23 protein-coding genes and 1 tRNA gene are annotated in these 22,669 nt (G+C 69.9%); 17 read left to right on the top strand and 7 right to left on the bottom strand.

Annotation, left to right across the window (positions count from 1 at the left end):
* Nucleotides 1-7: 7 nt before the first annotated feature.
* Nucleotides 8-505: a Spy/CpxP family protein refolding chaperone gene (locus tag ACYVO7_RS09705; RefSeq protein ID WP_460449635.1), complete on the bottom strand. Its 498-nt coding sequence runs from the start codon at nucleotides 503-505 to the stop codon at nucleotides 8-10.
* 392 nt (nucleotides 506-897) lie between these two features.
* On the opposite strand from ACYVO7_RS09705, the gene ACYVO7_RS09700 reads away from it, so the two are divergent.
* Nucleotides 898-2,601: an aspartate-alanine antiporter-like transporter gene (locus tag ACYVO7_RS09700; protein ID WP_460449634.1), complete on the top strand. Its 1,704-nt coding sequence runs from the start codon at nucleotides 898-900 to the stop codon at nucleotides 2,599-2,601.
* A 64-nt stretch (nucleotides 2,602-2,665) separates the two neighbouring features.
* Here the strand turns inward: ACYVO7_RS09700 and ACYVO7_RS09695 are convergent, their stop codons facing one another.
* Nucleotides 2,666-3,079 carry a hypothetical protein gene (locus tag ACYVO7_RS09695; RefSeq protein ID WP_460449633.1) on the bottom strand — a complete coding sequence of 138 codons (414 nt, stop codon included), beginning with the start codon at nucleotides 3,077-3,079 and terminating at the stop codon, nucleotides 2,666-2,668.
* A 287-nt stretch (nucleotides 3,080-3,366) separates the two neighbouring features.
* Between ACYVO7_RS09695 and ACYVO7_RS09690 the strand changes: the two genes are divergently transcribed.
* Together ACYVO7_RS09690 and ACYVO7_RS09685 are read left to right on the top strand one after the other, a co-directional pair.
* A complete protein-coding gene (locus tag ACYVO7_RS09690; RefSeq protein ID WP_460449632.1) occupies nucleotides 3,367-4,986 on the top strand; it encodes a bifunctional aspartate transaminase/aspartate 4-decarboxylase in 1,620 nt (539 codons plus the stop codon).
* Nucleotides 4,987-5,366: 380 nt separating this feature from the next.
* The gene (locus ACYVO7_RS09685; RefSeq protein WP_460449631.1) at nucleotides 5,367-6,107 is read left to right on the top strand and encodes an outer membrane protein; all 741 of its coding nucleotides are present in this window, start codon (nucleotides 5,367-5,369) and stop codon (nucleotides 6,105-6,107) included.
* Nucleotides 6,108-6,185: 78 nt separating this feature from the next.
* On the opposite strand, the gene ACYVO7_RS09680 is transcribed toward ACYVO7_RS09685, so the two are convergent.
* Both ACYVO7_RS09680 and ACYVO7_RS09675 read right to left on the bottom strand, forming a co-directional pair.
* Entirely contained in the window at nucleotides 6,186-6,809 is a 624-nt protein-coding gene (locus tag ACYVO7_RS09680) for a DUF1003 domain-containing protein (protein ID WP_460449630.1), read from the bottom strand.
* 240 nt (nucleotides 6,810-7,049) lie between these two features.
* A tRNA-Ser gene (locus ACYVO7_RS09675) sits at nucleotides 7,050-7,139 on the bottom strand.
* Nucleotides 7,140-7,512: 373 nt separating this feature from the next.
* Between ACYVO7_RS09675 and rplU the strand changes: the two genes are divergently transcribed.
* The 7 genes from rplU to ACYVO7_RS09640 all read left to right on the top strand — a co-directional run bounded on the left by rplU (nucleotide 7,513) and on the right by ACYVO7_RS09640 (nucleotide 13,305).
* A complete protein-coding gene (gene rplU / locus ACYVO7_RS09670; protein WP_460449629.1) occupies nucleotides 7,513-7,839 on the top strand; it encodes a 50S ribosomal protein L21 in 327 nt (108 codons plus the stop codon).
* Nucleotides 7,840-7,937: 98 nt separating this feature from the next.
* Nucleotides 7,938-8,204 (top strand): 50S ribosomal protein L27, encoded by a 267-nt coding sequence (gene rpmA, locus ACYVO7_RS09665; RefSeq protein WP_406855225.1) that lies wholly within the window; start codon nucleotides 7,938-7,940, stop codon nucleotides 8,202-8,204.
* Between the two features lie 198 nt (nucleotides 8,205-8,402).
* On the top strand, nucleotides 8,403-9,041 hold the full coding sequence (locus tag ACYVO7_RS09660; protein ID WP_460449628.1) for a GNAT family N-acetyltransferase: 639 nt from the start codon (nucleotides 8,403-8,405) through the stop codon (nucleotides 9,039-9,041).
* 147 nt (nucleotides 9,042-9,188) lie between these two features.
* Complete coding sequence (locus ACYVO7_RS09655; RefSeq protein ID WP_460449627.1) at nucleotides 9,189-9,743, top strand: DUF3833 family protein; 555 nt, start codon at nucleotides 9,189-9,191, stop codon at nucleotides 9,741-9,743.
* Nucleotides 9,744-9,791: 48 nt separating this feature from the next.
* On the top strand, nucleotides 9,792-10,838 hold the full coding sequence (gene obgE, locus ACYVO7_RS09650) for a GTPase ObgE (protein WP_460449626.1): 1,047 nt from the start codon (nucleotides 9,792-9,794) through the stop codon (nucleotides 10,836-10,838).
* On the top strand, nucleotides 10,835-11,986 hold the full coding sequence (gene proB / locus ACYVO7_RS09645) for a glutamate 5-kinase (RefSeq protein WP_460449625.1): 1,152 nt from the start codon (nucleotides 10,835-10,837) through the stop codon (nucleotides 11,984-11,986). Before obgE ends, proB begins: the two co-directional genes overlap by 4 nt.
* A gap of 17 nt (nucleotides 11,987-12,003) precedes the next feature.
* On the top strand, nucleotides 12,004-13,305 hold the full coding sequence (locus tag ACYVO7_RS09640; RefSeq protein WP_460449624.1) for a glutamate-5-semialdehyde dehydrogenase: 1,302 nt from the start codon (nucleotides 12,004-12,006) through the stop codon (nucleotides 13,303-13,305).
* On the opposite strand, the gene eutC is transcribed toward ACYVO7_RS09640, so the two are convergent.
* Both eutC and ACYVO7_RS09630 read right to left on the bottom strand, forming a co-directional pair.
* On the bottom strand, nucleotides 13,302-14,120 hold the full coding sequence (eutC, locus tag ACYVO7_RS09635; RefSeq protein WP_460449623.1) for an ethanolamine ammonia-lyase subunit EutC: 819 nt from the start codon (nucleotides 14,118-14,120) through the stop codon (nucleotides 13,302-13,304). The two genes, ACYVO7_RS09640 and eutC, sit on opposite strands and share 4 nt — an antisense overlap.
* Nucleotides 14,120-15,505: an ethanolamine ammonia-lyase subunit EutB gene (locus ACYVO7_RS09630; RefSeq protein ID WP_460449622.1), complete on the bottom strand. Its 1,386-nt coding sequence runs from the start codon at nucleotides 15,503-15,505 to the stop codon at nucleotides 14,120-14,122. Before ACYVO7_RS09630 ends, eutC begins: the two co-directional genes overlap by 1 nt.
* 129 nt (nucleotides 15,506-15,634) lie before the next feature.
* Here ACYVO7_RS09630 and ACYVO7_RS09625 point away from each other — a divergent pair, with 129 nt between their 5' ends.
* From ACYVO7_RS09625 to ACYVO7_RS09595, 7 genes are all read left to right on the top strand, one after another.
* Nucleotides 15,635-16,312 (top strand): nicotinate-nucleotide adenylyltransferase, encoded by a 678-nt coding sequence (locus ACYVO7_RS09625; protein ID WP_460449621.1) that lies wholly within the window; start codon nucleotides 15,635-15,637, stop codon nucleotides 16,310-16,312.
* A gap of 91 nt (nucleotides 16,313-16,403) precedes the next feature.
* A complete protein-coding gene (rsfS, locus tag ACYVO7_RS09620) occupies nucleotides 16,404-16,811 on the top strand; it encodes a ribosome silencing factor (RefSeq protein WP_460449620.1) in 408 nt (135 codons plus the stop codon).
* 60 nt (nucleotides 16,812-16,871) lie between these two features.
* Nucleotides 16,872-17,351, top strand: a complete 480-nt coding sequence (rlmH, locus tag ACYVO7_RS09615; protein WP_460449619.1) for a 23S rRNA (pseudouridine(1915)-N(3))-methyltransferase RlmH — start codon at nucleotides 16,872-16,874, stop codon at nucleotides 17,349-17,351.
* A gap of 391 nt (nucleotides 17,352-17,742) precedes the next feature.
* Nucleotides 17,743-18,858: a murein hydrolase activator EnvC family protein gene (locus tag ACYVO7_RS09610; protein ID WP_460449618.1), complete on the top strand. Its 1,116-nt coding sequence runs from the start codon at nucleotides 17,743-17,745 to the stop codon at nucleotides 18,856-18,858.
* Complete coding sequence (locus ACYVO7_RS09605) at nucleotides 18,858-20,201, top strand: S41 family peptidase (RefSeq protein ID WP_460449962.1); 1,344 nt, start codon at nucleotides 18,858-18,860, stop codon at nucleotides 20,199-20,201. The genes ACYVO7_RS09610 and ACYVO7_RS09605 overlap by 1 nt, the downstream gene beginning before the upstream one ends.
* 191 nt (nucleotides 20,202-20,392) lie before the next feature.
* The gene (locus ACYVO7_RS09600; protein ID WP_460449617.1) at nucleotides 20,393-21,592 is read left to right on the top strand and encodes a divergent polysaccharide deacetylase family protein; all 1,200 of its coding nucleotides are present in this window, start codon (nucleotides 20,393-20,395) and stop codon (nucleotides 21,590-21,592) included.
* 69 nt (nucleotides 21,593-21,661) lie between these two features.
* Nucleotides 21,662-22,168, top strand: a complete 507-nt coding sequence (locus ACYVO7_RS09595) for an RNA pyrophosphohydrolase (protein WP_460449616.1) — start codon at nucleotides 21,662-21,664, stop codon at nucleotides 22,166-22,168.
* A gap of 7 nt (nucleotides 22,169-22,175) precedes the next feature.
* Here ACYVO7_RS09595 and ACYVO7_RS09590 read toward each other — a convergent pair whose 3' ends face one another.
* Nucleotides 22,176-22,583: a hypothetical protein gene (locus ACYVO7_RS09590; RefSeq protein ID WP_460449615.1), complete on the bottom strand. Its 408-nt coding sequence runs from the start codon at nucleotides 22,581-22,583 to the stop codon at nucleotides 22,176-22,178.
* Nucleotides 22,584-22,669 lie beyond the last annotated feature (86 nt).

The following is a 22,669-nucleotide window of genomic DNA, read 5'->3' as shown; positions in this document are numbered from 1 at the left end:
CGCGCGATCACTCCTCGCCGTCGTCCTCCCAACTGTCGGACGACCGGTTGCGAGGCAGCAATTCCCGCGCTTCGCGGAGCACGAAGAGGGCCAGGACCGCCAAGCGATGCTTCTGCTCCTCGGTCAGCGTTGCGGCCAGGGGCTGCCAGGCGTCCGCGAGCTTCTTCAAGCTGGCCCCGCGCTGCATGAGGTTGTCGGCCCGCTGCCGCATCAGCTCGACGACGCCGGCCTCTTCCCACTGCCCCGATTGCAGCCTGGCGATCCGCATGTGGCGGACGGCCGCCCTGGAGCGGATCGCCTCCTCGACCGGAGGCCACAATTTCAGCTGCTCGGGGGTGAGTTGCAGGGCGAATTTGGTCGCCGCCACCCGGGCGTCCAGGATGGCGCTGAGATCGGCGCTGCTGAGCCTTTCGGACGAGGCTGCGGAAGGTGAGGCAGTCTGGGCCTGAGCCGAAGTCAAGCCGAGGCCGACTACGGCGACGCCGATCGCGATTGCCTTGAACATCTGGGATCTCCCTTTCGCTGAACGCCGGGTGACTTCCGGGGGAGCTCGGGCCGAAGGCAGGCCACGCGGGCCGACGCCGTCCTGGCCGCGTCGTGGCCTGCCGATGCAAGAGCGATCGCAGGGGCGTTGACGCATCGCTGTGGCATGGGCGGGCCGCTCTCTCGAAGCGCTTGCGTGATCAAAGCACTTCGGCGGGCTGCGGGCAGGTATCTTACTGTAAGGCTGCGGGCCTCTCCCGGACCGCCGGACCACGCAGGCCAGGTTGGTCGAGACCAGGACGGCGCCGATCGCGGCCGCGATCGGCCGAGCTACAGTAAGACACTGCCGGCGGTCGAGCTGCGGACCCATGATGAAGCCGTGCTGGCTGGCGCCAGAACCTGGATCTGTTCGGAGTGGACGCCGTGCTCGCCTGGTTCCACGACTTCCTCGTGCGATATCCCGAGCTGACGCTTTTCCTGGTGATCAGCGCCGGCTACTGGATCGGCGGGTTCAAGGTGGCGGGCATCGGGCTGGGACCGGTGACCGGCTCCCTCCTGGCGGGCATCGCGGTGGGGCGCTTCGCCGAGCCGCCGATCTCGGCGATGACGAAATCCTTCCTGTTCCTGCTCTTTCTGTTCGGGATCGGCTACTCGGTCGGGCCGCAATTCCTGCAGGCCCTGCGCCGGGATGGGCTGAAGCCCGTCCTGGTGGCGCTGGTGAGCGCCTTCAGCGGGCTCGCCGCGGCCGTGGCCGTCGCCCGCTTTCTGCATCTCGACCCGGGTTTCGCGGCGGGCCTCCTGTCCGGCGCCTTGACGGAGAGCCCCGCGATGGGGACCGCCACCGAGGCGATCAACGCCCTGGCGATCCCGGAGGCCGACCGGGCCCGCTACGTGGCGCATATCGCGGTGGCGGACGCCGTCTGCTACGTGTTCGGGACGGCCGGGCTGATCCTGTTCTGCAGCATCGTGGCGCCCACCCTGATGGGCGCCGATCTCCGCCAGGAAGCGCTGGCCCTCGAGAAATCCCTGGGCATCACGCGCCAGGCCTCCGGCGTCGCCTCGGCGTGGAGGCGTTTCGAGGTCCGCGCCTATGCTCTCCGGGAGGGTTCTCCGCTGGCCGGCCTCACGGTGGCGCAGGCGGAGAGCGGCGTCAGCGAGCACCGGCTGTTCGTCCAGCGCGTCCGGCGCGGCGCGGCGCTCCTGCCGGCCCGACCGGATCTGCTTCTCCAGCCCGGGGACGTGCTGGCCATTTCGGGGCGCCGCGAAACCATCGTCGAACAGGTCGGCGCGCGGGCCGAGGAGGTCGAAGATCGTGAGCTCCTCGACATGCCCGTGGCGTCGGTCGACGTGCTGATCCAGAAGTCCGACTCGCTTGGCGCCAGCCTCGCCGAGATCGCCCGGCAGGATTGGGCGCGCGGGATCTATTTGCGTGAGGTCCGCAGAGGCGGGGAGCTAGTTCCGATCGCGCCCGGCGTGGTCCTGGAAAAGGGCGACGTCGTCCGGCTGGTGGGGCCGGAGGACGTGGTCGCGGCCGTGGCGGCGCGCCTGGGCGTGGTGGTCGCTCCCGTCGACTCCACCGACTTCGTGGTGCTCGGTTTGGCGATCTTCCTCGGCGGGCTTGTCGGCGTCCTCGTCACCTTCCCCATCGCCGGGCTCAAGATCTCGCTGAGCACGAGCGTCGGGACGTTGCTGGCGGGCCTAGTGGTGGGGCATCTGAGGACGCGCTTGCCTCTGTTCGGTCGCATCCCGGACGGAGCCGTCAACCTGATGACGTCGCTCGGCCTGGCGGCTTTCGTCGGGATGACCGGTCTGCACGCGGGCCCCGTCTTCTTCCAGGCCGTGGCCGACGTGGGGGTCGGGCTGCTCCTCGGCGGCATGATCGTGACCCTGGCGCCGCCCATCATCAGCCTGCTGTTCGGGTGCTTCGTCCTGCGCATGAACCTCGTTCTGGTGCTGGGCGCGATCGCCGGCGCCCAGACCATGACGGCGGCGATGGCGGCGGTCCAGGAGCGCTCCGGAAGCCCCGTCGCGGTGCTCGGTTACACGCCGGCCGTTCCCATCGGCCACATCCTGCTCACGACATGGGGCTCGATCATCGTGACGCTCGTGGCCCCGTGACGGCGGCGCCGACGCCTGAGAGCTGAACCGGACGATGGAGCCAAGGGCCCGCGCTCCTCGGGCCTCAGCGGCCGCAGCGCTCGTAAGTCTCGCCGCCCGTCTCGTTGGGGCCGGAGAGCCGCACCAGGGCCCCGTCGTCCCTGCGCAGCACATAGGCCTTCACGCCTTCCGGCGACAGGGCGTTGGTGCAGTTCAGGTTGAGGGTGATCACGGCCTTGTCCCTGGACGAGCGGCCGATCTTGCAGGTCGCGAGCGGCGTGCTCAGCCGCCCGCCTTGGATCAGGATCGCGGAACTGAAGGCGTTGCGCGGCGCCTTGAAGCTGGTCTTGCCGTTGCGGGTGACGAAGATGTCATCGCAGCTTTGCCCGGGTCCCACATAGGCGCCCGAGAGTTCGCCCGCCGACTGCGCGGGCGCGCCGGACGAGAGCGTCGCCCCGAGAGCGCAAGCCCCCATGGCCCAGGTGAGCGCCGTCCTCATGTGCTGTCCCCCTATCCCGGTCTGCGGAGCGAGCATCAGCTTCGCTCCGGAGCCTGCGGCGACGCGCCGGCGGCTCGTCAAGCAAGGCCCATGAACCCAGGCAGCATAGGCTCGTCACGCCTCAACCTTGAGTATCTTACGGTATAGGGCCGCGGCTCGCCCCGCGGACCAGAGCTACGCGCGCCCGGCTCCGCGTAACAGTAAGATACTTCAAGCCGTCGAGCCGGCCGCCCATGCTGCCGCGTCATCAAGCGGCGGCCCCGGACCGGGCGCCGAGGGAGGCGACCATGGCCGACATCCTCACGTTGAGGAAATTCGAAGCTCTCAGCCCCTTCGAGATCAAGGACGAGTTGATCAGCCTCGCCAAGGCGACGTCGCGGACCACGCAGTCGGCTTTCCTCAACGCCGGCCGGGGCAACCCGAATTGGGTCGCCACCAAGCCGCGCGAGGCCTTCTTTCTTCTCGGGCTGTTCGCTCTGACCGAGAGCAGGCGGGTCATGGACCATCCCGCCGGCCTCGGCGGCATGCCGCAGGCCAGCGGCGTGGCGGCGCGGCTGGAGACCTGGCTCGCCGAGCATGCGGGCATGCCAGGCGCCGACCATCTCGCCGCGATGGTCCGCTTCGCGGAGGAGACGTTCGCCTTCGACCGCGACGCGTTCGTCCATGAGCTGGTGGACTCGATCATCGGCGACAACTATCCGGTGCCCGACCGGATGCTCGTCCACAACGAGCGGATCGTGCGTGAGTATCTGATGTGGGCGATGTGCGGCGAGCCGCGGCCCTCCGGCAAGTTCGACCTCTATGCGGTCGAGGGCGGCACGGCCGCGATGTGCTACATCTTCAAGTCCTTGAAGGCCAATCGGCTCCTGCGCCCCGGCGACACCATCGCCCTCGGGACGCCGATCTTCACGCCCTATCTCGAGATGACGCACCTGGAAGACTACGACCTGAAGATGGTGCAGATCAAAGCGCCGCAGGAAAACCGCTTCCAGTACGCCGACGAGGAAATCGCCAAGCTGGAAGACAAGTCCATCAAGGCCTTCTTCGTCGTGAACCCCGGCAATCCGACCGGAATGGCGATGAGCAAGGAGACGATCGCCAAGATCGCCACGCTGGTGAAGACCAAGCGCCCGGACCTGATGCTGCTCACCGACGACGTGTACGGGACCTTCGTCGACGATTTCAGGTCCCTGCTCGGCGAACTTCCGCACAATACGATCGGCGTCTATTCCTATTCGAAATATTTCGGGTGCACCGGCTGGCGGCTGGGCGTCATCGCGGTCCACGAGGACAACATCTTCGACACGATGATCTCGCAGCGGCCTGCGGCCGATCTCGAGGCGCTCGACAAGCGCTACTCCCCCCTGACCTTGGAGCCGCGCAAGCTCAAATTCATCGACCGGATCGTCGCCGACAGCCGCGACGTGGCTCTCAATCACACGGCCGGCCTGTCCCTGCCGCAGCAGGTCATGATGAGCCTGTTCTCGCTGTCGGAGATGATGGACGCCTCGAAGGCCTATCAGAAGGCCTGCGTGGAGATCGTGAACCGGCGGGCGCGGGCCCTGATCGAAGGGCTCGGGCTGCAACTCGCCCCCAATCCGAACTTCGACGCCTATTATGGCCTGATCGACTTCGAGTTCTGGGCCCGCAAGAACATCGGGGACGAGGCGGTCGACTATCTGAAGACGCATGTGCATCCGCTCGACCTGGCGTTCCGCCTGGCCGAAGCCCACGGCATCGTTCTCCTGAACGGAGGCGGCTTCTCGGCTCCGGACTGGTCGCTGAGGGTCTCGTTGGCGAACCTGCCCGACGAGGCCTATGACGATATCGGGCGGGGAGTCCGCTCCATCGCGCGCGGGTACCGGGACGCCTTCGAGGCCGCCAAGGCCGCGTCCAAGCCGGCGTGAACCGGCCCGTGACGCGGGCGTTGAGCTGGTCCGCCGTGCTCGCCCTCCTGGGCGTCGCCGACAGTCGGGTCGTCGCCGCGAGGCGACGACCCGTCGCTCGACGACTCCGCGCTTCTCATCAAGCATTCGCAAGGGGGCGCTGACGCACCCCGAAAGTCGTCACTTAACAAAACGGCCGCCGGATGCGAAACGGCGACCGTTTTCATCCTCCTCGGGAGCTCAAGCCGGAAGAAGACGACGGGGATTGTCATCCAAAGCCTCCGCGCTGGCAAGCGAAGCCTTCGACTCTGGCCGAAAGGACGGCGCCTGTTGCTCTTTTGCGCTAGCCACGATGCAACTTTTAGGAGCAAATGGGCACTCCAACAACGGAGTTCCCTGTGATGCGATCTCTTCCTCTTGCACTGGCCGGCATCCTGGCGGCGTCGGGTGCTTTCGCGGCTGACCTGCCCAGCCGCAAATACGAGGCTCCCGCTCCGGTCGTCTACGCTCCCGTGTTCACCTGGACCGGCTTCTATGTCGGCTTGAACGCCGGCGGAGCCTTCGCCAACAGCCGGGACGTGACCTTCCTGAACACGCGCACCGGCATCGCCACGTCGTTCGGCTCGGGCGACAACTCCGGGTTCGTCGGCGGCGTGCAGGCCGGCTACAACTGGCAGTTCGGCTCCTTCGTGGCCGGCGTCGAGGCCGACATCGACTACGCCGACCTCGGCCGTCATCACAATGATTTCGGCATCGTCTACTATGATGCGTTCGGCACCCCGTACGGCGTCGGCCGCGGCAGCTCGAACCACATCTTCGGCACGGTGCGCGGCCGCATCGGCTACGCGTTCGACCGCGCCCTGTTCTACGTGACGGGCGGTCTCGCCTATGCCGGCTTCGGCGGCGGCGGCTTCTTCAACGACAACGACAACGTGAAGGCCGGCTGGACCATCGGCGGCGGTCTCGAATACGCCTTCACCCCGAACTGGACGGCCAAGATCGAAGGCCTCTACGTGAACATCGATCGCGGCAACAATGACGGGAACCTCGTCTACACCGCCGCGCGCGTTCCGGTCACGGTCAGCTCGGGCAAGAACAATGACGCCGGCGTGATCCGCGTGGGCGTGAACTACAAGTTCTGAGCGTCGCGCAGGAGAGATCCGGAACCGCCTCGAACAGAGGCGGTTCCTTTGTTTTTGCGGCCTTCTTCCCGCCGTCCCTCATCGCGCGTCCTCGGCGCGATCCTCCTCCAGCCTGTCCAGGACCGCCTCGGGCGCGACGTCCTGCTTGAGTTCGGCCAGCGCCGGGCTCTTCGCGCCATGAACGCCGAGACGATCGGCGATGGCGGCGGTGAGCTGCAGGAGCTTGGTGATCTCATGCTCGGCCAGCAGATTGATCTGGAGGTCCAGATCGTCCCGGCGATCCGCCGCCGCGGCGGCCCGGTTCTGGCTGATCAGGATGAAGGTCGAGAGGAAGATGGCCTCGACCGAAGCCTCGGTGGCCAGGATCACGAATGACGGATCGAACGGCTTCAGGCCGGGGATGAGCCCCACATTCCACGCGATCCAGATCGTCAGCGCGGCCAGGTGGCAATAGACGAACACCATGCTGCCGCTGAAGCGGGTGATGCGTTCGGCCAGCCGCGCCTGCCAGTCCGCCTGCTTGACGTCGCGCTCCCGCCGGCGGCGGAGCGCTTCGATGTTCCGGTGCAGGACCGAACTCAGTCCTTCGGCCTCGCCTGGCTCGACAGGGCTGCTCAACGGACCGCCGCGCCCCACCCGCCGACCCGCCGCGCCGCCGCCGCGGGCCGCCTGCGGGCCGTCCGCGGCCTCTCGCTCAAGCACCGTCCGCTCCGCCGGGCGGCGATGCGCCCGCCGCGCCTGTTCGATCCATCGGCCATCGTCGAGTCTCCTTCCGCCGGAGAACACGGCTCGATGAAAGCAGTTCCCCACGGCGCCCGCGCGCCGCCGCGCAGGCCCAGGCTGAAGCGTGAAGCCGGCCGGAACCGCAGCCATGCGATCAGGCCGCGCCCGATAGGCTCGACGAGCGGCCCTGAGTCGAAAACAGGCTTTCGAAGAAAGACGTGGCGGAGAGGGGGAGATTCGAACTCCCGATGGGCTTGCACCCATGCCGCATTTCGAGTGCGGTGCATTCAACCACTCTGCCACCTCTCCGCGAGCCGAGGTGTCGGAACGGGCTGGGCCCGCCGCCGCGGGGCCAGAGCCCCGGTGGTCGGCGGGGCAGATAGCATGGGCGTTTGTGTTCCACAAGCGGCAGAAGCGACCCTCGAGCCGACGGGGGCCGATCGCCCGGACGGAGCCGGACGGCCCGCGAGGGGCGGCTCGGGTTGACACCGCGCTGGCCCGCGTGTAGCCAGACCGCTTCGCGCGCGGCTCCCGGGCTTGCGCGCGGTTTCGTGCTGCACGCGCCAGGGGAGAGTTTCCCGCAGGAGCGCGCGGCGCCCAAGGTCCACGCCGGATCGCTGCATAAGAAGACGGCCGTTCGCCTGAGGCGGGCAGAGCCGGATCGAACACGAGGACAAAAACGATGTTCGCAGTCATCAAGACCGGCGGCAAGCAGTACAAGGTTGCCGCCAACGACGTCATCACCATCGAGAAGCTCGTCGCGGAAGCCGGCGATGCGGTCTCGTTCGACCAGGTCCTGATGGTGGACGGGGAGGTCGGCGCGCCGATCGTCGCCGGCGCCACGGTGGCGGGAGAAGTGGTCGAGCAGACCCGCGGCCCCAAGGTCATCTCGTTCAAGAAGCGTCGCCGCCAGAACTCCAAGCGCAAGCGCGGACATCGGCAGGACCTGACCGTGGTGCGGATCACCGAGATCCTCACGGGCGGGGCGAAGCCGGCGGCCAAGGCCTGATCGGCGGTTCGAGACGCAGGCGGGCCGGATCGCGATCCCGGGCCTGACCAGAGCAGAATTTTCGGGTATAAAGCCCGCAACGGTTACGGAGCAGTACCATGGCTCACAAAAAAGCAGGCGGTTCCTCGCGCAACGGACGCGATTCGGCTGGCCGCCGCCTTGGCGTGAAGAAGTTCGGCGGCGAGCGCGTCGTTCCGGGCAACATCATCGTGCGTCAGCGCGGCACTAAGATGCATCCCGGCTCCAATGTCGGCATGGGCAAAGACCATACCCTCTTTGCGACGTCCGCCGGCACGGTCGAGTATCAGAACAAAGCCAACGACCGAATTTTCGTGGTCGTACGAGCTCAAGAAGCAGCAGAATGACGGCGTAGGTCGAGACGAAGGACCTCCGCCGGATCCCACGAGACCCGGCGGATTTCCTCAAGTCGCGACAGCGAGCCGAAATCCGAGAAAGCCAGGAGAGATCCTGGGAATCGACCGGGGAGAGTGGGAAGCCGCTCTCCCTTCGTCGTATCCGGGTCACGATTCAGCGTGACTCTCACTCGGACCGGAGGCTCGGTCATGTTCCCAGAGATCACCCGCGACGACGTTTTCAGGCTCGAGACGCGCCGCCTGTGGCTGCGCTGGCCACGGGCGAGCGACGCTCAAGGCGTAGCCCGGATCGCCGCCCGCAAAGAGGTGGCGGACATGACGGCCAACATCCCGCATCCCTATCCGCCCGGCGCCGCCGAAGCCTGGATCTTCGACGCCCGGTCGCGCAACGCGGCGGGCGCGCAGCTGACCCTGCTGGCCACGCTGAACCGGGGCGCGCGGGAGCCTGTCGGCTTCGTCAACGCCCGGTTCGAGCCGGACGGGACGGCCGTGGTCGGCTACGCCTTTTCGACCGAGCACTGGGGAAAGGGCTACGCCACCGAGGCCCTGCAGCCCGTCGTCGACGCTGTCTTCACCCTCACGGAGGTCGAGGCCGCCACGGCGCAGACGCGGGTGACCAACCCGGCTTCGCAGCGCGTGCTGCGCAAGTGCGGCTTCTCGTATGAGAGCTCCGGCCTCGTCGAGATGAAGGCCCGCGGCGGGCTCTTCCCGGTCGACCGGTTCAGGCTGGACCGCAAGGTCTGGCGCAGCCTGAAGGGCTGGGGCGAGCCGCGCTACAGAAGCCGCGAGGCCGACCCGCCTCCCGCCGAGACCGTCGCCTGCCTGTAGGGCTCGCGTGACACGCCCTGAACGCCCCGGCCGCCCGCCGGGGCGTTCTCGCGTCAGGCCTGCGGCGGCGCGCCGCGGCTCCGCGCCGCCGTCCCGTCCGTATAGGGGTGGAGGCCGCCCTGAGGCGCCCGCCACCGGAGACGCCGCATGACCTGCCGCCGCCTTGTCCTGACCATCTCCGCCCTCGCGCTGGCGGGCCTCTCGGCCCCGTTCGGCGGGGCGGAGGCGCGCAACCGCCAGGTTTCCTCCTCCGCTCCGCGGCCGCTGCTCCTGGAGGAGTTCTTCCGCGGGCCGCTGACCGCCGAAGGCGTGTTCAGGAACACGCGGGACGGGACCACGCGCGGGCTGAAGGTCCGGATGTTCGGGCGCCAGGAGGGCGACACGCTGGTGCTGCGGGAGGACTTCGTCTACTCGGACGGCGAGCGCGACCGCAAGACATGGCGGTTCACCCGCACGGGTCCCGGCGCCTATTCGGGCGTGCGCGAGGACGTGATCGGGACCGCCGACATCCGGCAGGACGGGGACGCGGTCCGCCTCAGCTATACGGCGCGGGTGAAGACCCAGTCCGGCTCGAGCTACGACATCCGCTTCGCCGACCTGCTGCGCAAGACCGGACCGCGCGAGGTGCTCAACACCGCGGACCTGTCCTTCCTGTTCTTCAAGGTGGGAACGGTGGAGCTGCGGATCCGGCGCGGACGCTAGAGCGCTTCGGCCATTGCCCGAGGCCTTGCCGTCCGGTATCGGTTCGGCATGAAATTTCTCGATCAGGCCAAGGTTTACATTCGATCCGGCAATGGCGGCGCCGGGGCCGTGTCGTTCCGCCGTGAGAAGTTCATCGAGTTCGGTGGGCCGGACGGCGGCGACGGCGGCAAGGGCGGCGACGTCTGGGCGGAGTGCGTGGAAGGGCTGAACACGCTCATCGACTACCGCTACCAGCAGCACTTCAAGGCCCAGTCCGGCGTCCATGGCATGGGCAAGAACCGCGCCGGCGGCAAGGGCGCGGACGTGGTGCTGAAGGTGCCGAAGGGCACCCAGGTCTTCGACGAGGACGGCGAGACGCTGATCGCCGACATGACCGAGATCGGCCAGCGCGTGCTGCTCGCCAAGGGCGGCAATGGCGGTTTCGGCAACGCCTATTTCACCACCTCGACCAACCGCGCGCCGCGCCGCGCCAATCCGGGCCTGGAGGGCCAGGAGCGCACGATCTGGCTGAAGCTGAAGCTCATCGCCGACGCCGGGCTCGTCGGGCTGCCCAACGCCGGCAAGTCGACCTTCCTGGCGGCCGTCACGGCGGCGCGGCCCAAGATCGCCGACTACCCCTTCACCACCCTGCATCCCGGGCTCGGCGTGGTGAGCGTGTTCGGGCGCGAATTCGTGCTCGCCGACATCCCGGGCCTGATCGAGGGCGCGCATGAGGGGCAGGGGCTCGGCGACCGGTTCCTCGGCCATGTCGAGCGCTGCCAGGTGCTGCTCCACCTCGTCGACGGCGCGGGCGAACACGCCGGCAAGAGCTACAAGGTGATCCGCGGCGAGCTGGAGGCCTACGGGCACGGGCTCGATGAGAAGCCCGAGATCGTGGCCTTGACCAAGGTCGACGCGCTCACGCCCGAGATGCTGAAGGAGCAGAGGGCCCGGCTGAAGCGGGCGGCCAAGCGCGAGCCCCTGCTGCTCTCGTCCGCCACCGGCCAGGGCGTGCAGGAGGTGCTGGGAGCGCTCCTGAAGATCATCGACGCCGCCCGTCTGGACGAGGCCCAGCGCCAGAAGCCGGTCGCCGGGCCGGCGGAATGGCGGCCATGAGAGCCGAGGGCCTCCAGCCGGCTCCCGTCGCGCCGAGGCTGGAGCAGTTCCGGCGCATCGTCGTGAAGGTGGGGTCGTCCCTGCTGGTGGACCAGCAGCGCGGCCGCCTGAAGCATGCGTGGCTGGCCGCGCTGGCGGAGGACATCGGCAGGCTGCACGGGGCCGGGACGGACCTCTTGGTGGTGTCCTCGGGCGCGATCGCGCTGGGCCGCACCGTCCTGAGGCTTCCCGGCGGGGTCCTCAAGCTGGAGGAGAGCCAGGCGGCTGCGGCCGTCGGGCAGATCGCGCTCGCCCGCAGCTGGGCCGAAGCGCTGGGCCATCAGGGGATCACGACGGCGCAGATCCTCGTGACCCTGGGGGACACGGAGGAGCGCCGGCGCTATCTCAACGCCCGCGCCACGCTGGGCCGGCTGCTGGAGCTGCGCGCGGTCCCGGTCGTCAACGAGAACGACACGGTGGCCACGTCGGAGATCCGCTACGGCGACAATGACCGGCTCGCGGCCCGGGTCGCGACGATGGCGGGCGCGGACCTGCTCGTGCTGCTGTCCGACATCGACGGGCTCTACACCGCGCCGCCGCATCTGGACCCGGCGGCGGAGCTCATCCCGGTGGTGCCGCGCATCACGGCCGAAGTCGAGGCGATGGCCGGCGGCGCCGCGTCCGAGTATTCGCGCGGCGGCATGCGCACCAAGGTGGAGGCCGCCAAGATCGCCACCGCCGGCGGGGCCGCCATGGTGATCGCCGACGGACGGGTCAAGAACCCCCTGGGCGCCATCGCGGCCGGCGCGCGCTGCACGTGGTTCCCCACGCCGTCGAACCCGGTCGCGGCGCGCAAGAAGTGGATCGCCGGCTCGCTGGAGCCCAAGGGCGTGCTCCATCTCGACGACGGCGCCGCCAGGGCCATCCGGCTGGGCCGCAGCCTCCTGCCCGCGGGTGTGGTGCGCGTCGAAGGCGAATTCTCCCGCGGCGACGCCGTGCTGATGCGCGGCCCCGACGGCGGCGAGATCGGCCGGGGGCTGACGGCCTATGACGCCGACCATGCGGTCGCGATCGCGGGACGTTCGTCGCGCGACATCGAGGCCATTCTGGGCTATGCGGGGCGGGCCGAGATGGTGCACCGCGACGACATGGCGCTCGCGGTCGAGTAGCGGTTCGGAGAAGGACGATGCTGCAGAGCGCGCGCAGGGCTGACGGCCAGGAGCCCGCGGCCGACGTCGCCGCCACAATGGCGAGCCTGGGACGGCGCGCCCGCGCGGCCGCCCGCCGGCTCGCGACCTCCCCGTCCTCCGCCAGGAACGCCGCGCTGCAGGCCGGCGCCGCGGCCATCCGGGCCAGCGCGGCCGACATCCTGGCCGCCAACGCGCTCGACATGGCCGACGCGCAGGCGCGCGGCACGAAGGGCGCCTTCATCGACAGGCTGGCGCTCGACGCCGGGCGCCTGGAGGCCGTGGCGCGGGCCGTCGAGGACATCGCCGCGCTGGCCGACCCCGTCGGGCGCCGGCTCGCCGAGTGGACCCAGCCGAACGGCCTCCGGTTCGAGCGGGTCGCGACGCCGCTCGGCGTGGTGGGGGTCATTTTCGAGAGCCGGCCCAACGTCACGGCCGACGCCGGGGCGCTGTGCGTCAAGGCCGGCAACGCCGCCATCCTGCGCTGCGGGTCGGAGAGCCTGCGCACATCGGGGGCGATCGCGGCGGCGTTGCGCCGCGGCCTCGCCCAGGCGGGCCTGCCGGAGGACGCCATCCAGCTCGTTCCCACGGCCGACCGCGCGGCGGTCGGGGCCATGCTGGCGGGCCTCGACGGCGCGGTGGACGTCATCGTGCCGCGCGGCGGCAAGAGCCTCGTCGGACGGGTCCAGAGCGAGGCGCGTGTCCCGGTCTTCGCGCATCTGGAGGGGCTTTGCCACGTGTTCGTGCACGCGGCCGCCGACCTGGAGATGGCGAAGGCGATCGTGCTCAACGCCAAGCTCCGCCGCACCGGCGTGTGCGGCTCGGCCGAGACGCTGCTGGTGGACCGCGCCTGCGCGGCCACGCATCTGGCCCCGCTCGTGACGGCGCTGCTCGACGCCGGCTGCGAGGTGCGGGGGGACGAGGCGACGCGGGCGGTCGATCCGAGGGTCGTGGCGGCGAGCGAGGAGGACTGGCGCACCGAATATCTCGACGCCATCCTGGCCGTGCGGGTCGTCGACGGCCTCGACGGCGCGATCGAGCACATCGAGACCTATGGGTCCCACCATACGGACTCCATCGTCACGCAGGACGAGGCCGCCGCCGGGCGGTTCCTGGCGGAGGTCGATTCCGCCATTGTGCTGCACAACGCTTCGACGCAGTTCGCGGACGGCGGGGAGTTCGGCTTCGGGGCCGAGATCGGCATCGCGACCGGCCGCATGCATGCGCGCGGCCCGGTGGGCGTGGAGCAGCTGACGAGCTTCAAGTACCGCGTCCACGGGACCGGGCAGACCCGGCCCTAGGCGCCGGGCAAGGCCAGACCGGCGGAAGGCGGGGCCAGCGCCGCCGCCTCGCTCTCGTCCTTCAGGTCCACGCCTGTGAGGCCCCGACGCAGGGCTTCGCGGATGAGCCAGGCCGCCTTGTGGGCGGCCTGCGCATAGGACAGGCCCGCCGTGCGGATATTGGAGATGCAGTTCCTCTCCGCATCGTGGCGGCCAGGCCGCGGACCGAAGGTGAGATAGAGCCCGAGGCTGTCGGGCGCCGACAGGCCGGGACGCTCGCCGATCAGCACCGCGACCGCGCGCGCGCCCAGTCTTTCGCCGATCTCGTCGCCCATCGCGACCCGGGCCTGCCGGGCCACGACGGCGGGACCGACGGTCAGGCCCGCTCCGGCGAGCAGGGGGAGAAGGGCCGCCGCGAACGGGATCGCGTGGTCGTGCACGGCCCGCGCCGACAGGCCGTCGGCGATCACCAGCGCCACATCGGCCGGATCGGGACGAAGCGCCTCCAGTCTCCGCCGGCTTTCGTCCGACAGGGAGCGTCCGAGGTCGGGCCGGCGCAGATAGACGTCGCGCGCCGGCGCGGCGCTGTCGCAGACCACGGCCTGCAGGCCCAGCCCGCGCAGGCCGGCGGCGGCGGCTTCGGCGTCCAGGGCGGCGTGCACGGCGTCCCGCGCCAGGGCGTGCGCCATGGCGAAGTCCAGCACCTCGCGCGTCGGCAGGCTCGCGCCGGAGCGGCCCAGCCCGATGCGGGCTGGCGTGAAGGCGCGCAGGGCGGCCAGCGGGTCCGGACCGGTCTCCAGACGGGAAGGCGTCGGCTTGGAGGGGGCGTCGGCCATCAGGCGGCCAGCTCCCGGGCCGCCCCGAGCAGCCGCGGCGCCTGTCCGGGCAGAAGCCGTCCATCCGGGCCGGCGATGCCCATGCGGGCCAGCCAGGCCTCGAATTCCGGGGCGCGCCGGAGGCCGAACACCTCGCGCACATAGAGAGCGTCGTGGAACGAGGTCGACTGGTAGTTCAGCATCACGTCGTCGGCGCCCGGCACGCCCATCACGTAGCTGACGCCCGCCGCGGCCAGCACGGTGAGCAGGGTGTCCATGTCGTCCTGGTCGGCTTCGGCGTGGTTCGTGTAGCAGACGTCCACGCCCAGCGGCAGGCCCATCAGCTTGCCGCAGAAGTGGTCCTCCAGGCCGGCGCGGATGATCTCCTTGCCGTCATAGAGATATTCCGGCCCGATGAAGCCGACGACCGTGTTGACGAGCAGCGGATCGAAGGCGCGCGCGACCGCATAGGCGCGGGCCTCGCAGGTCTGCTGGTCGACGCCGTGATGCGCGCCGGCCGAGAGGGCCGAACCTTGGCCGGTCTCGAAATACATGACGTTCGAGCCGACCGTTCCGCGCCCGAGCGACAGCGCCGCCTCGCGCGCCTCGCGCAGCATCGCAAGATCGACGCCGAAGGAGCGGTTCGCCGCCTGCGTGCCGGCGACCGACTGGAATACGAGATCGACCGGCGCGCCGCGGCGGATGAGCTCGAGCGTCGTGGTGACGTGGGTGAGCACGCAGGATTGGGTCGGGATCTCGAACCGGGCGATGACGTCGTCGACCAGCTTCATGAGGTCGCCGATCACGGCGGTGTTGTCGCTGGCCGGATTGATCCCGATGCAGGCGTCGCCGGCTCCCAGCAGCAGCCCGTCCAGGATGGAGGCCGCGACGCCCTTGCGGTCGTCCGTGGGATGGTTGGGCTGCAGCCGGACCGCCATCGTGCCGGGCAGCCCGATGGTGTTGCGGAAGCGCGTGACGACGCGGCATTTGCGGGCCGCGGCGATGAGATCCTGGTTGCGCATCACCTTGCTGACCGCAGCCGCGATCTCGGGCGTGACGCCCTTGGCCAGCGCGCCCAGCGCCTCCGGGGTCGCGGCGTCCGAGAGCAGCCAGTCGCGAAAGCCGCCGACCGTGAGGGAGGCCACCGGCGCGAAGGCCGCGTCGTCATGGCCGTCGAGGATCAGACGGGTGACCTCGTCCGCCTCATAGGGGATGAGCGGTTCGGCGAGGATGCGCTTCAACGGCGTGTCCGCCAGCGCCATGCGGGCGGCGACGCTCTCCTCGGCCGTTTCGGCCGCGACGCCGGCGAGCCGGTCCCCGGAGCGCGGCGGGGTCGCCTTGGCCATCAGCTCCTTGAGATCGCCGAAGACCCATGTGCGTGGGCCGATCATGATCCGGTAGGCCATCTGCGTTCCGTCGCTGCTCGCGCCTCCGCGGTCGCCGAACTATGGCGGGCGGACCAGAAGCCGGCAAGCAAGCTTCGGACCGGGGCGGATGCTTGCGCCGCCGCGCCGCAGCCGCCATGGTCGCCCCGCATGCGCGTCGAAGGCCCTCTCGTCCAGCCCCGCACCACCGGTCCGCTTCCCAGCCTGCCCCGGCACGCCCCGGGCATGCGGATCGGCCTGCTCGGAGGCTCGTTCAATCCCGCTCACCACGGACATCTCCTGGCCAGCGAGACCGCGCTGCGCCGGATGGGGCTGGACCGCGTCTGGTGGATCGTGACGCCCGGCAACCCGCTCAAGGACAACGCCGGACTGCCGCCCCTGCGCGAGCGCATGGCGGCGGCCCGCGCCATCGCCCAGGATCCCAGGATCGACGTGACCGGCTTCGAGGCGGCGATCGGCACGCGCTTCACCCACGACACGCTGGCCTATCTGGGTCGGCGCTGTCCGGGGGTGAACTTCGTCTGGCTGATGGGGGCCGACAACCTGGCCAACTTCCATCGCTGGCAGCGCTGGCGGCTGATCGCGGAATTGATGCCGATCGCGGTCATCGACCGGCCGGGGTCGACGCTGAAGGCGTCGCGCTCGGCCGCGGCCGTCGCGCTGGCGCGGCATCGCCTGGACGAGAGCGACGCGGGGCTGCTGCCCGGCGCGGCCACGCCGGCCTGGACCTTCCTGCACGGGCGCCGTTCGTCCTTGTCGTCGACGGCGCTCAGGCGACAGCGCGCCCAAGCAAATCCGGCGGCTCCATCATGGGCTGAAAAAGACTGAGCCCGCCCTCATTGGAACTTCGGCCCGTTTCGACTATATTCACGAGATGCGCGGATTGCGCGCACATCGACAAGAGGGTCGAACGCTGACAATGACCAACCTTCGCGAAGTCGCCGAGACTTCGCACCTCGCCGCGACCGGCTCGGTCGAGCCGAACGACGACGCGACGCTCCCGTTGGTTCTCGGGCTCCTGGACGATGCTAAAGCCGAGGACACGGTCTCCATCGACCTGACGGGCAAAACCTCCCTCGCCGACGCCATGATCGTGACATCGGGCCGGTCCAACAGGCATGTTGGGTCGATCGCCGATCGCGTCATCGAAGGCCTCAAGGAGCGTGGACGCAAGGACATCAGGGTCGAGGGCATGCCCCACTGCGATTGGGTGCTCATCGACGCCGGCGACGTCATCGTGCACGTCTTCAGGCCCGAGGTCCGGCATTTCTACAACCTGGAAAAGATGTGGGGCGGGGACCGGCCGGCGGATCGCGCCGTCTCGTAACCCGCGCCATCCAGGCCGCCTACCGTCGACCAGCGCGCCGCGGGCGCGGAGATCCGACCTGTGCGCGTCTTCGTCATCGCGGTCGGCCGCCTGAAGGACGGCCCTGAACGGGAGCTGGCCGCGCGCTACGAGGAGCGCGCCCGCGCCTCGGGTCGCGCGCTCGGCTTCACGGGCTTCGAGACGCTGGAGTTGCCGGAGAGCCGCAGCTCGCGCGCCGCTGACCGGAAGGCCGAGGAAGCCGCCGCCATCTTGGGCAAGCTCGGCGAAGGCGTGCTGTTCGTCCTCGACGAGCGCGGCGGATCGCCCACCAGCGAAGCCTTCGCGCAGGCGCTCGCGGCGCAGCGAGACGCCGGCCGCCGGAGCTTGGCGCTGGTCATCGGCGGGGCGGACGGCCTCGACCCGGCTTTGCTGGCCCGCGCCGAGACGAGCCTGGCCTTCGGGCGCATGACGCTGCCTCACCAGATCGTGCGCGTGCTCGCGGCCGAGCAGCTCTACAGGGCGATGACCATCCTGGCGGGCCACCCCTATCATCGGGCTTGACCAGCCTCGCCGCAAAGCATGTGGATGGAGGCAAAGCCCCCATCAGCTTGCCGCATTGCGGGGCACACTGGCGACACTGGAAAGCCCGATTCGAGGCGGAGGCGCGACACGGCCGATGCGGCTGACTCCCTTGCGACATGCGATCCTCGGCGTCGGCCTCGGGGTCTGCCTCGGACTGGCCCCGGGCGGAGCGCGGGCCCTCGATCCCGCGTCGCCCGAGCAGGGCGCGCCCGCCGCGCCGGACGCGAGCCTCAAGGCGGCCGAACGGGCGACGCGAAGGCTCGAGCTGGAGGCGACGGAGCGGTTCCTGCAATCGACCAGCGCCGATCGCGCGCGCCTGGAGAAGGAGGTCGCGGGGCTGCGCTCCGACAGGGCGCGGCTGAACGCCACCTTGATCGAGACCAGCAACCGCCTCCGCGCGACCGAAGAGCGGATCACCGCGATCGAGGGCCGGCTCGCCACGCTGAGCCAGACGGAAGACGCCATCCGGACCTCGCTGGACGGGCGCAGGGGCATCGTCGTCGAGGTCCTGGCCGCCCTTCAGCGGCTCGGCCGCAGTCCGCCGCCCGTGGTTCTGGTGCGGCCCGAGGACATGCTGGAGGCCGTGCGCACCTCGATGCTTCTCGGCGCGGTGCTGCCGGAGCTGCGCTCGGAGACGGAGGCGCTCGCCTCCGACCTCGCCGAGATGGTGCGGCTGCGCGCGGCCGCGGCGACGGAGCGCGATACGATCGCCAAGGATGTCGGCTCGCTGGTGGAGGACCGGCAGCGGCTCGCCGCCCTCGTCGAATCCCGCCAGAAGGAGATCGCCAGCGCCGAGCAGAATTCGGCGCAGGAGGCCGAGAAGGCCGCCGCCCTGGCCAGCAAGGCGCAAACTCTCAAGGAATTGATCGGGCGTCTCGAGACCGAGATCGACGCCGCCGCCCGGGCCGCCGACGAGGCCAGGCGCGCGGCCCTCTCGGCGGAGGAGCAGACCCGCCTCGCCCGCGAAAGCGAGGTCAAGGAGACCCGCGACAAAATCGCCGCCCTCGCCTTCCGGGACCCGGCCCGCCTGGCTCCGAAGCTTGCGTTTTCAGAGGCCAAGGGGCTATTGCCGGTGCCGGTCAGCGGCGTCTTGCTGAAGCGCTTCAACGCTCCCGACGCCGTGGGAGGCACCCTGAAGGGAATGTCCTACGCGACGAGGCCCGGCGCCTTCGTTTCGGCGCCATGTGATGGCTGGGTGGCGTATGCGGGACCATTCCGCACCTACGGGCAACTCTTGATCATCAACGCCGGCGGTGGGTACTATCTGCTTCTGGCTGGCATGGATCGGATCAATGTCACCCTGGGACAGTTCGTGCTGGCGGGTGAGCCCGTAGCCGTCATGGGCGAAGGCTCCCAGGCGACCGCAGCGTCGGTGGGTAGCGAAACATCGCAACCGGTGCTCTACGTAGAGTTTCGGAAAGACGGGATATCGATCGATCCGTCGCCCTGGTGGGCGGCATCGACGAACGAGAAAGTTCGCGGATGATGCGCAAGTTCCCCATGCTCATGCTCGGCGTCGTCCTCGGGGCCGGCGCCGCCACGCTGGCGACGAACGACCGGCTGCTGTCGACGACCAGCGCCGTGGCGGCGGCGTCGGACACCTATCGGCAGCTGAATCTGTTCGGGGATGTGTTCGAGAAGATCCGATCCGACTATGTCGAGAAGCCTGACGAATCGAAGCTGATCGAGTCGGCGATCAACGGCATGCTGTCGGGCCTCGACCCGCATTCGAGCTACCTGGACGCCAAGAGCTTCCGCGACATGCAGGTGCAGACGCGCGGAGAGTTCGGCGGGCTCGGCATCGAGGTCACGATGGAGGAAGGCCTGATCAAGGTCGTGTCGCCCATCGACGACACGCCCGCCTCCCGGGCCGGCGTGCAGGCCGGCGACATCATCACCGCCATCGACGACGACGCCGTGCAGGGGCTCAGCCTCAACCAGGCCGTCGACAAGATGCGCGGCGCCGTGAACTCCGTGGTGCGCCTCAAGATCACCCGCAAGGGCGCCAGCGACCCGCTCGAGCTCAAGCTGACCCGCGACGTGATCCGCATCAAGTCGGTGCGCTCGCGCAGCGAGACGGATGTCGGCTATGTGCGCATCACCCAGTTCAACGAGCAGACCTTCGAGGGCCTGAAGAACTCGATCGACACCATCACCAAGGATGTCGGGGCGGACAAGCTGAAGGGCTACGTCATCGACCTGCGCAACAACCCGGGCGGCCTGCTCGACCAGGCGATCGCCGTGTCGGACGCGTTCCTGGAGAGAGGCGAGATCGTCTCGACCCGCGGGCGCAACGCCGACGAGACGCAGCGCTACAACGCCCGCTCGGGCGACCTGACCAAGGGCAAGCCTGTGATCGTCCTGATCAATGGCGGCTCGGCGTCGGCCTCCGAGATCGTGGCCGGCGCGCTGCAGGACCACAAGCGGGCGACCATCATCGGCAGCCGGTCCTTCGGCAAGGGCTCGGTGCAGACGATCATCCCGCTCGGGTCCAACGGCGCGGTGCGCCTGACCACGGCCCGCTACTACACGCCGTCCGGCCGCTCGATCCAGGCCAAGGGCATCGACCCCGACGTGCAGGTGCTCAACGAGGTCCCGGCCGAGCTGAAGGGCAAGGACGAGACCAAGGGCGAGGCGAGCCTCAAGGGCCACCTGAAGAACGGCGACGACGAGCAGGGCGGCAGCTCGGCCTATGTCCCGCCGGATCCCAAGAACGACAAGCAGCTGAACTACGCGTTCGACCTGCTGCGCGGCGTCAAGGTCAACGACGCCGGCGCGAAGGCGAGCACCCCCGCGACGGCCGCGAAGCCGGCCAACGCCCCGAACTGACGGGGGCGCGGGGCGCGCAGGCGCCGCGATCGACGGAAGTGAAGCGGCGGAGCCACAGGTTCCGCCGCTTTTTCGTGGAGGATTGTTCCCGCCTTAGCGAATCATATGATTCAGCTATGATTCGGCCGCAGTCCTAAGGGTGGGCTCGCCGTTCAGGATGCGTTTCGCTTGATCACTCGACGGGACCGCACGTGACGTTGGGCCACGATGAACTGACCCGCCCGCTCGGGCTTGAGACGGCGCGGCGGCCGCGGCGGCGCATGCCGCTGGCGCTGGGCAATCTCTTCGTCGGCGGCGTGGCGACGATTTTCCTGGTCCTGGCCGGCTACCTGGTCATCGTGAAGGACCCCTATGGGGGCGAGCCCTACGCCACCGCCCCGGTGACGCGCAGCAAGCCCGCCGATCCGGCGGCGTCGGCCGCGACGGCCACGGAGCCGCGCGTGCGCGAAGGCGCGCCTCCGGCCCAGGACTCCGCCCTGGCGATGTCGGAGGCCGAGAAGGCCACGGGCGTGCGGGTGGTGCGCGGGACGGGCGATCGGGCCGGCGGCATCGTCATCCAGGTGCCTCCCTCGGCCGTGAAGCTGGCGCCCGCGCCTGACAAGCGGCTTGTGGACCGCTCGCGCCACGGCGTCCTGCCCCGCATCGGCGCCGACGGCGCGCGGCCGGCGGACGTCTACGCCCGGCCCGCCGTCGCTCTGCCGCCCAAGACCGTGGGGCGGATCGCGATCGTGATGGGAGGCCTCGGCCTGAGCCAGGGACTGACCAACGACGCCATCCAGAGGCTGCCGGGCGACGTGACGCTGGCGTTCGCGCCCTACGGGGCGGAGCTGGAGCGGCAGGTCTCCAAGGCCCGCGACGACGGCCACGAGGTGATGCTCCAGGTCCCGATGGAGCCCTTCGACTATCCGGACAACGATCCCGGGCCGCATACGCTCACCGCCGCCAACCCCGGCGGCGAGAACACGGACCGCCTGCTCTGGGTGATGAGCCGGTTCCCGGGCTATGTCGGCGTGATGAACCACATGGGCGCGAAATTCACCTCCAGCGACTCGGCCCTGGCCCCGGTCCTGAAGGAGATCGCGTCGCGCGGGCTCCTGCTGCTCGACGACGGCTCCTCCGCGCGCAGCCTGATGCCGGCCGCCGCGGCCGGCCTGAAGCTGCCCTTCGCCAAGGCGGACGCCGTTCTCGACCTGAGCCCGAAGGCATCGTCCATCGATGACCAGCTCGCCCGCCTGGAGACGATCGCGCGGGAGCGCGGCGTCTCGGTGGGGGCGGCGAGCGCGCTGCCGGTCAGCATCGAGCGCATCGCCGCATGGGCCAAGGGGCTGGAGGCTCGCGGCCTGGCGCTCGTGCCGCTCAGCGCCGCGATCGCCAAGCCCGGTCGCCCCTGAGGGCGGGGGTGGACGCGGCGGGCCCGCTGGGGTTCGATGCCCTTCCGGCCAACCAGAAAAGCAGCGCTCATGAGCACCGACACCCTTCCCTATCGGCCCTGCGTGGGAATCATGCTGCTCAATCGCGAGGGCCTGGTCTTCCTGGGGCGGCGCAGGCAGGAGGCCGGACCCGAGCATGTCGACGCCACTCATTCGTGGCAGATGCCGCAAGGCGGCATCGACCGGGGCGAGGAACCCTACCGGGCGGCGCTTCGCGAGTTGCAGGAGGAGACGAATGTGACGTCCGTCTCGCTGCTCGGCGAGGCGCCGGAGTGGTACGCCTATGACCTGCCCAGGGCCGTCTCGGGGCGGGCCTGGCGGGGGCGCTATCGCGGCCAGACCCAGCGATGGTTCGCCCTAAGATTCGAGGGCCCTGAGAGCGAGATCGACATTCACCGTCCGGCCGGAGGCCACAAGGCGGAATTCGACGCGTGGCGGTGGGAGCGGATGGAGCGTCTGCCGGCGCTGATCATCCCGTTCAAGCGCCCGGTCTACGAGAAGGTCGTCGAGGTCTTCGGCGCGTTCGCCGCGCCCTGAGGCGCGCTCACCGTTCGCGGCGGTGGCCCGGCGTCACCCTCCAGACGGGGGCGGGGGCCGGAAGCTGCAGCCGCCCCGCGCCGGCCTGGCCGGCGGAGCCGCCGGAGGTGGACGCGCCGGGCGCCTGGCTGCCGGAGGCCTGGCCATCCTGCTGCTGGCCGCCGATGATGGCCTCCGCGCCGATGTGGATGGGATCGCGCGGCCGGGGGTCCGGCAGGTCCGCGCAGTCGGCGTGGGACCGGGCCACGATGGCGCCCTTCTGACGTCCGGCGTCGACCGCCACGAAGGATCCGTAGTCCGGGCAGGGCTGGGCGGCGCGGGCCGGGTTCTGCGCGGACGCGGGGTCCGGCGACAGCGCGCCGGCCGCGCAAAGCCAGCACGGGGTCAACAGCAAAGCGAGGCGTAGCGCGGACATCGCCTGATGATGCGGCCCGCCGGTTAACAGCCTGCTCCCGGTTCGCCTGCAAGTTGCGCGCACGACGAAGCCCGCCCCCGGGGACG

It is taken from the genome of Alsobacter sp. SYSU BS001988, assembly GCF_054796215.1.
This window is presented reverse-complemented; position numbering and strand designations above follow the sequence as displayed.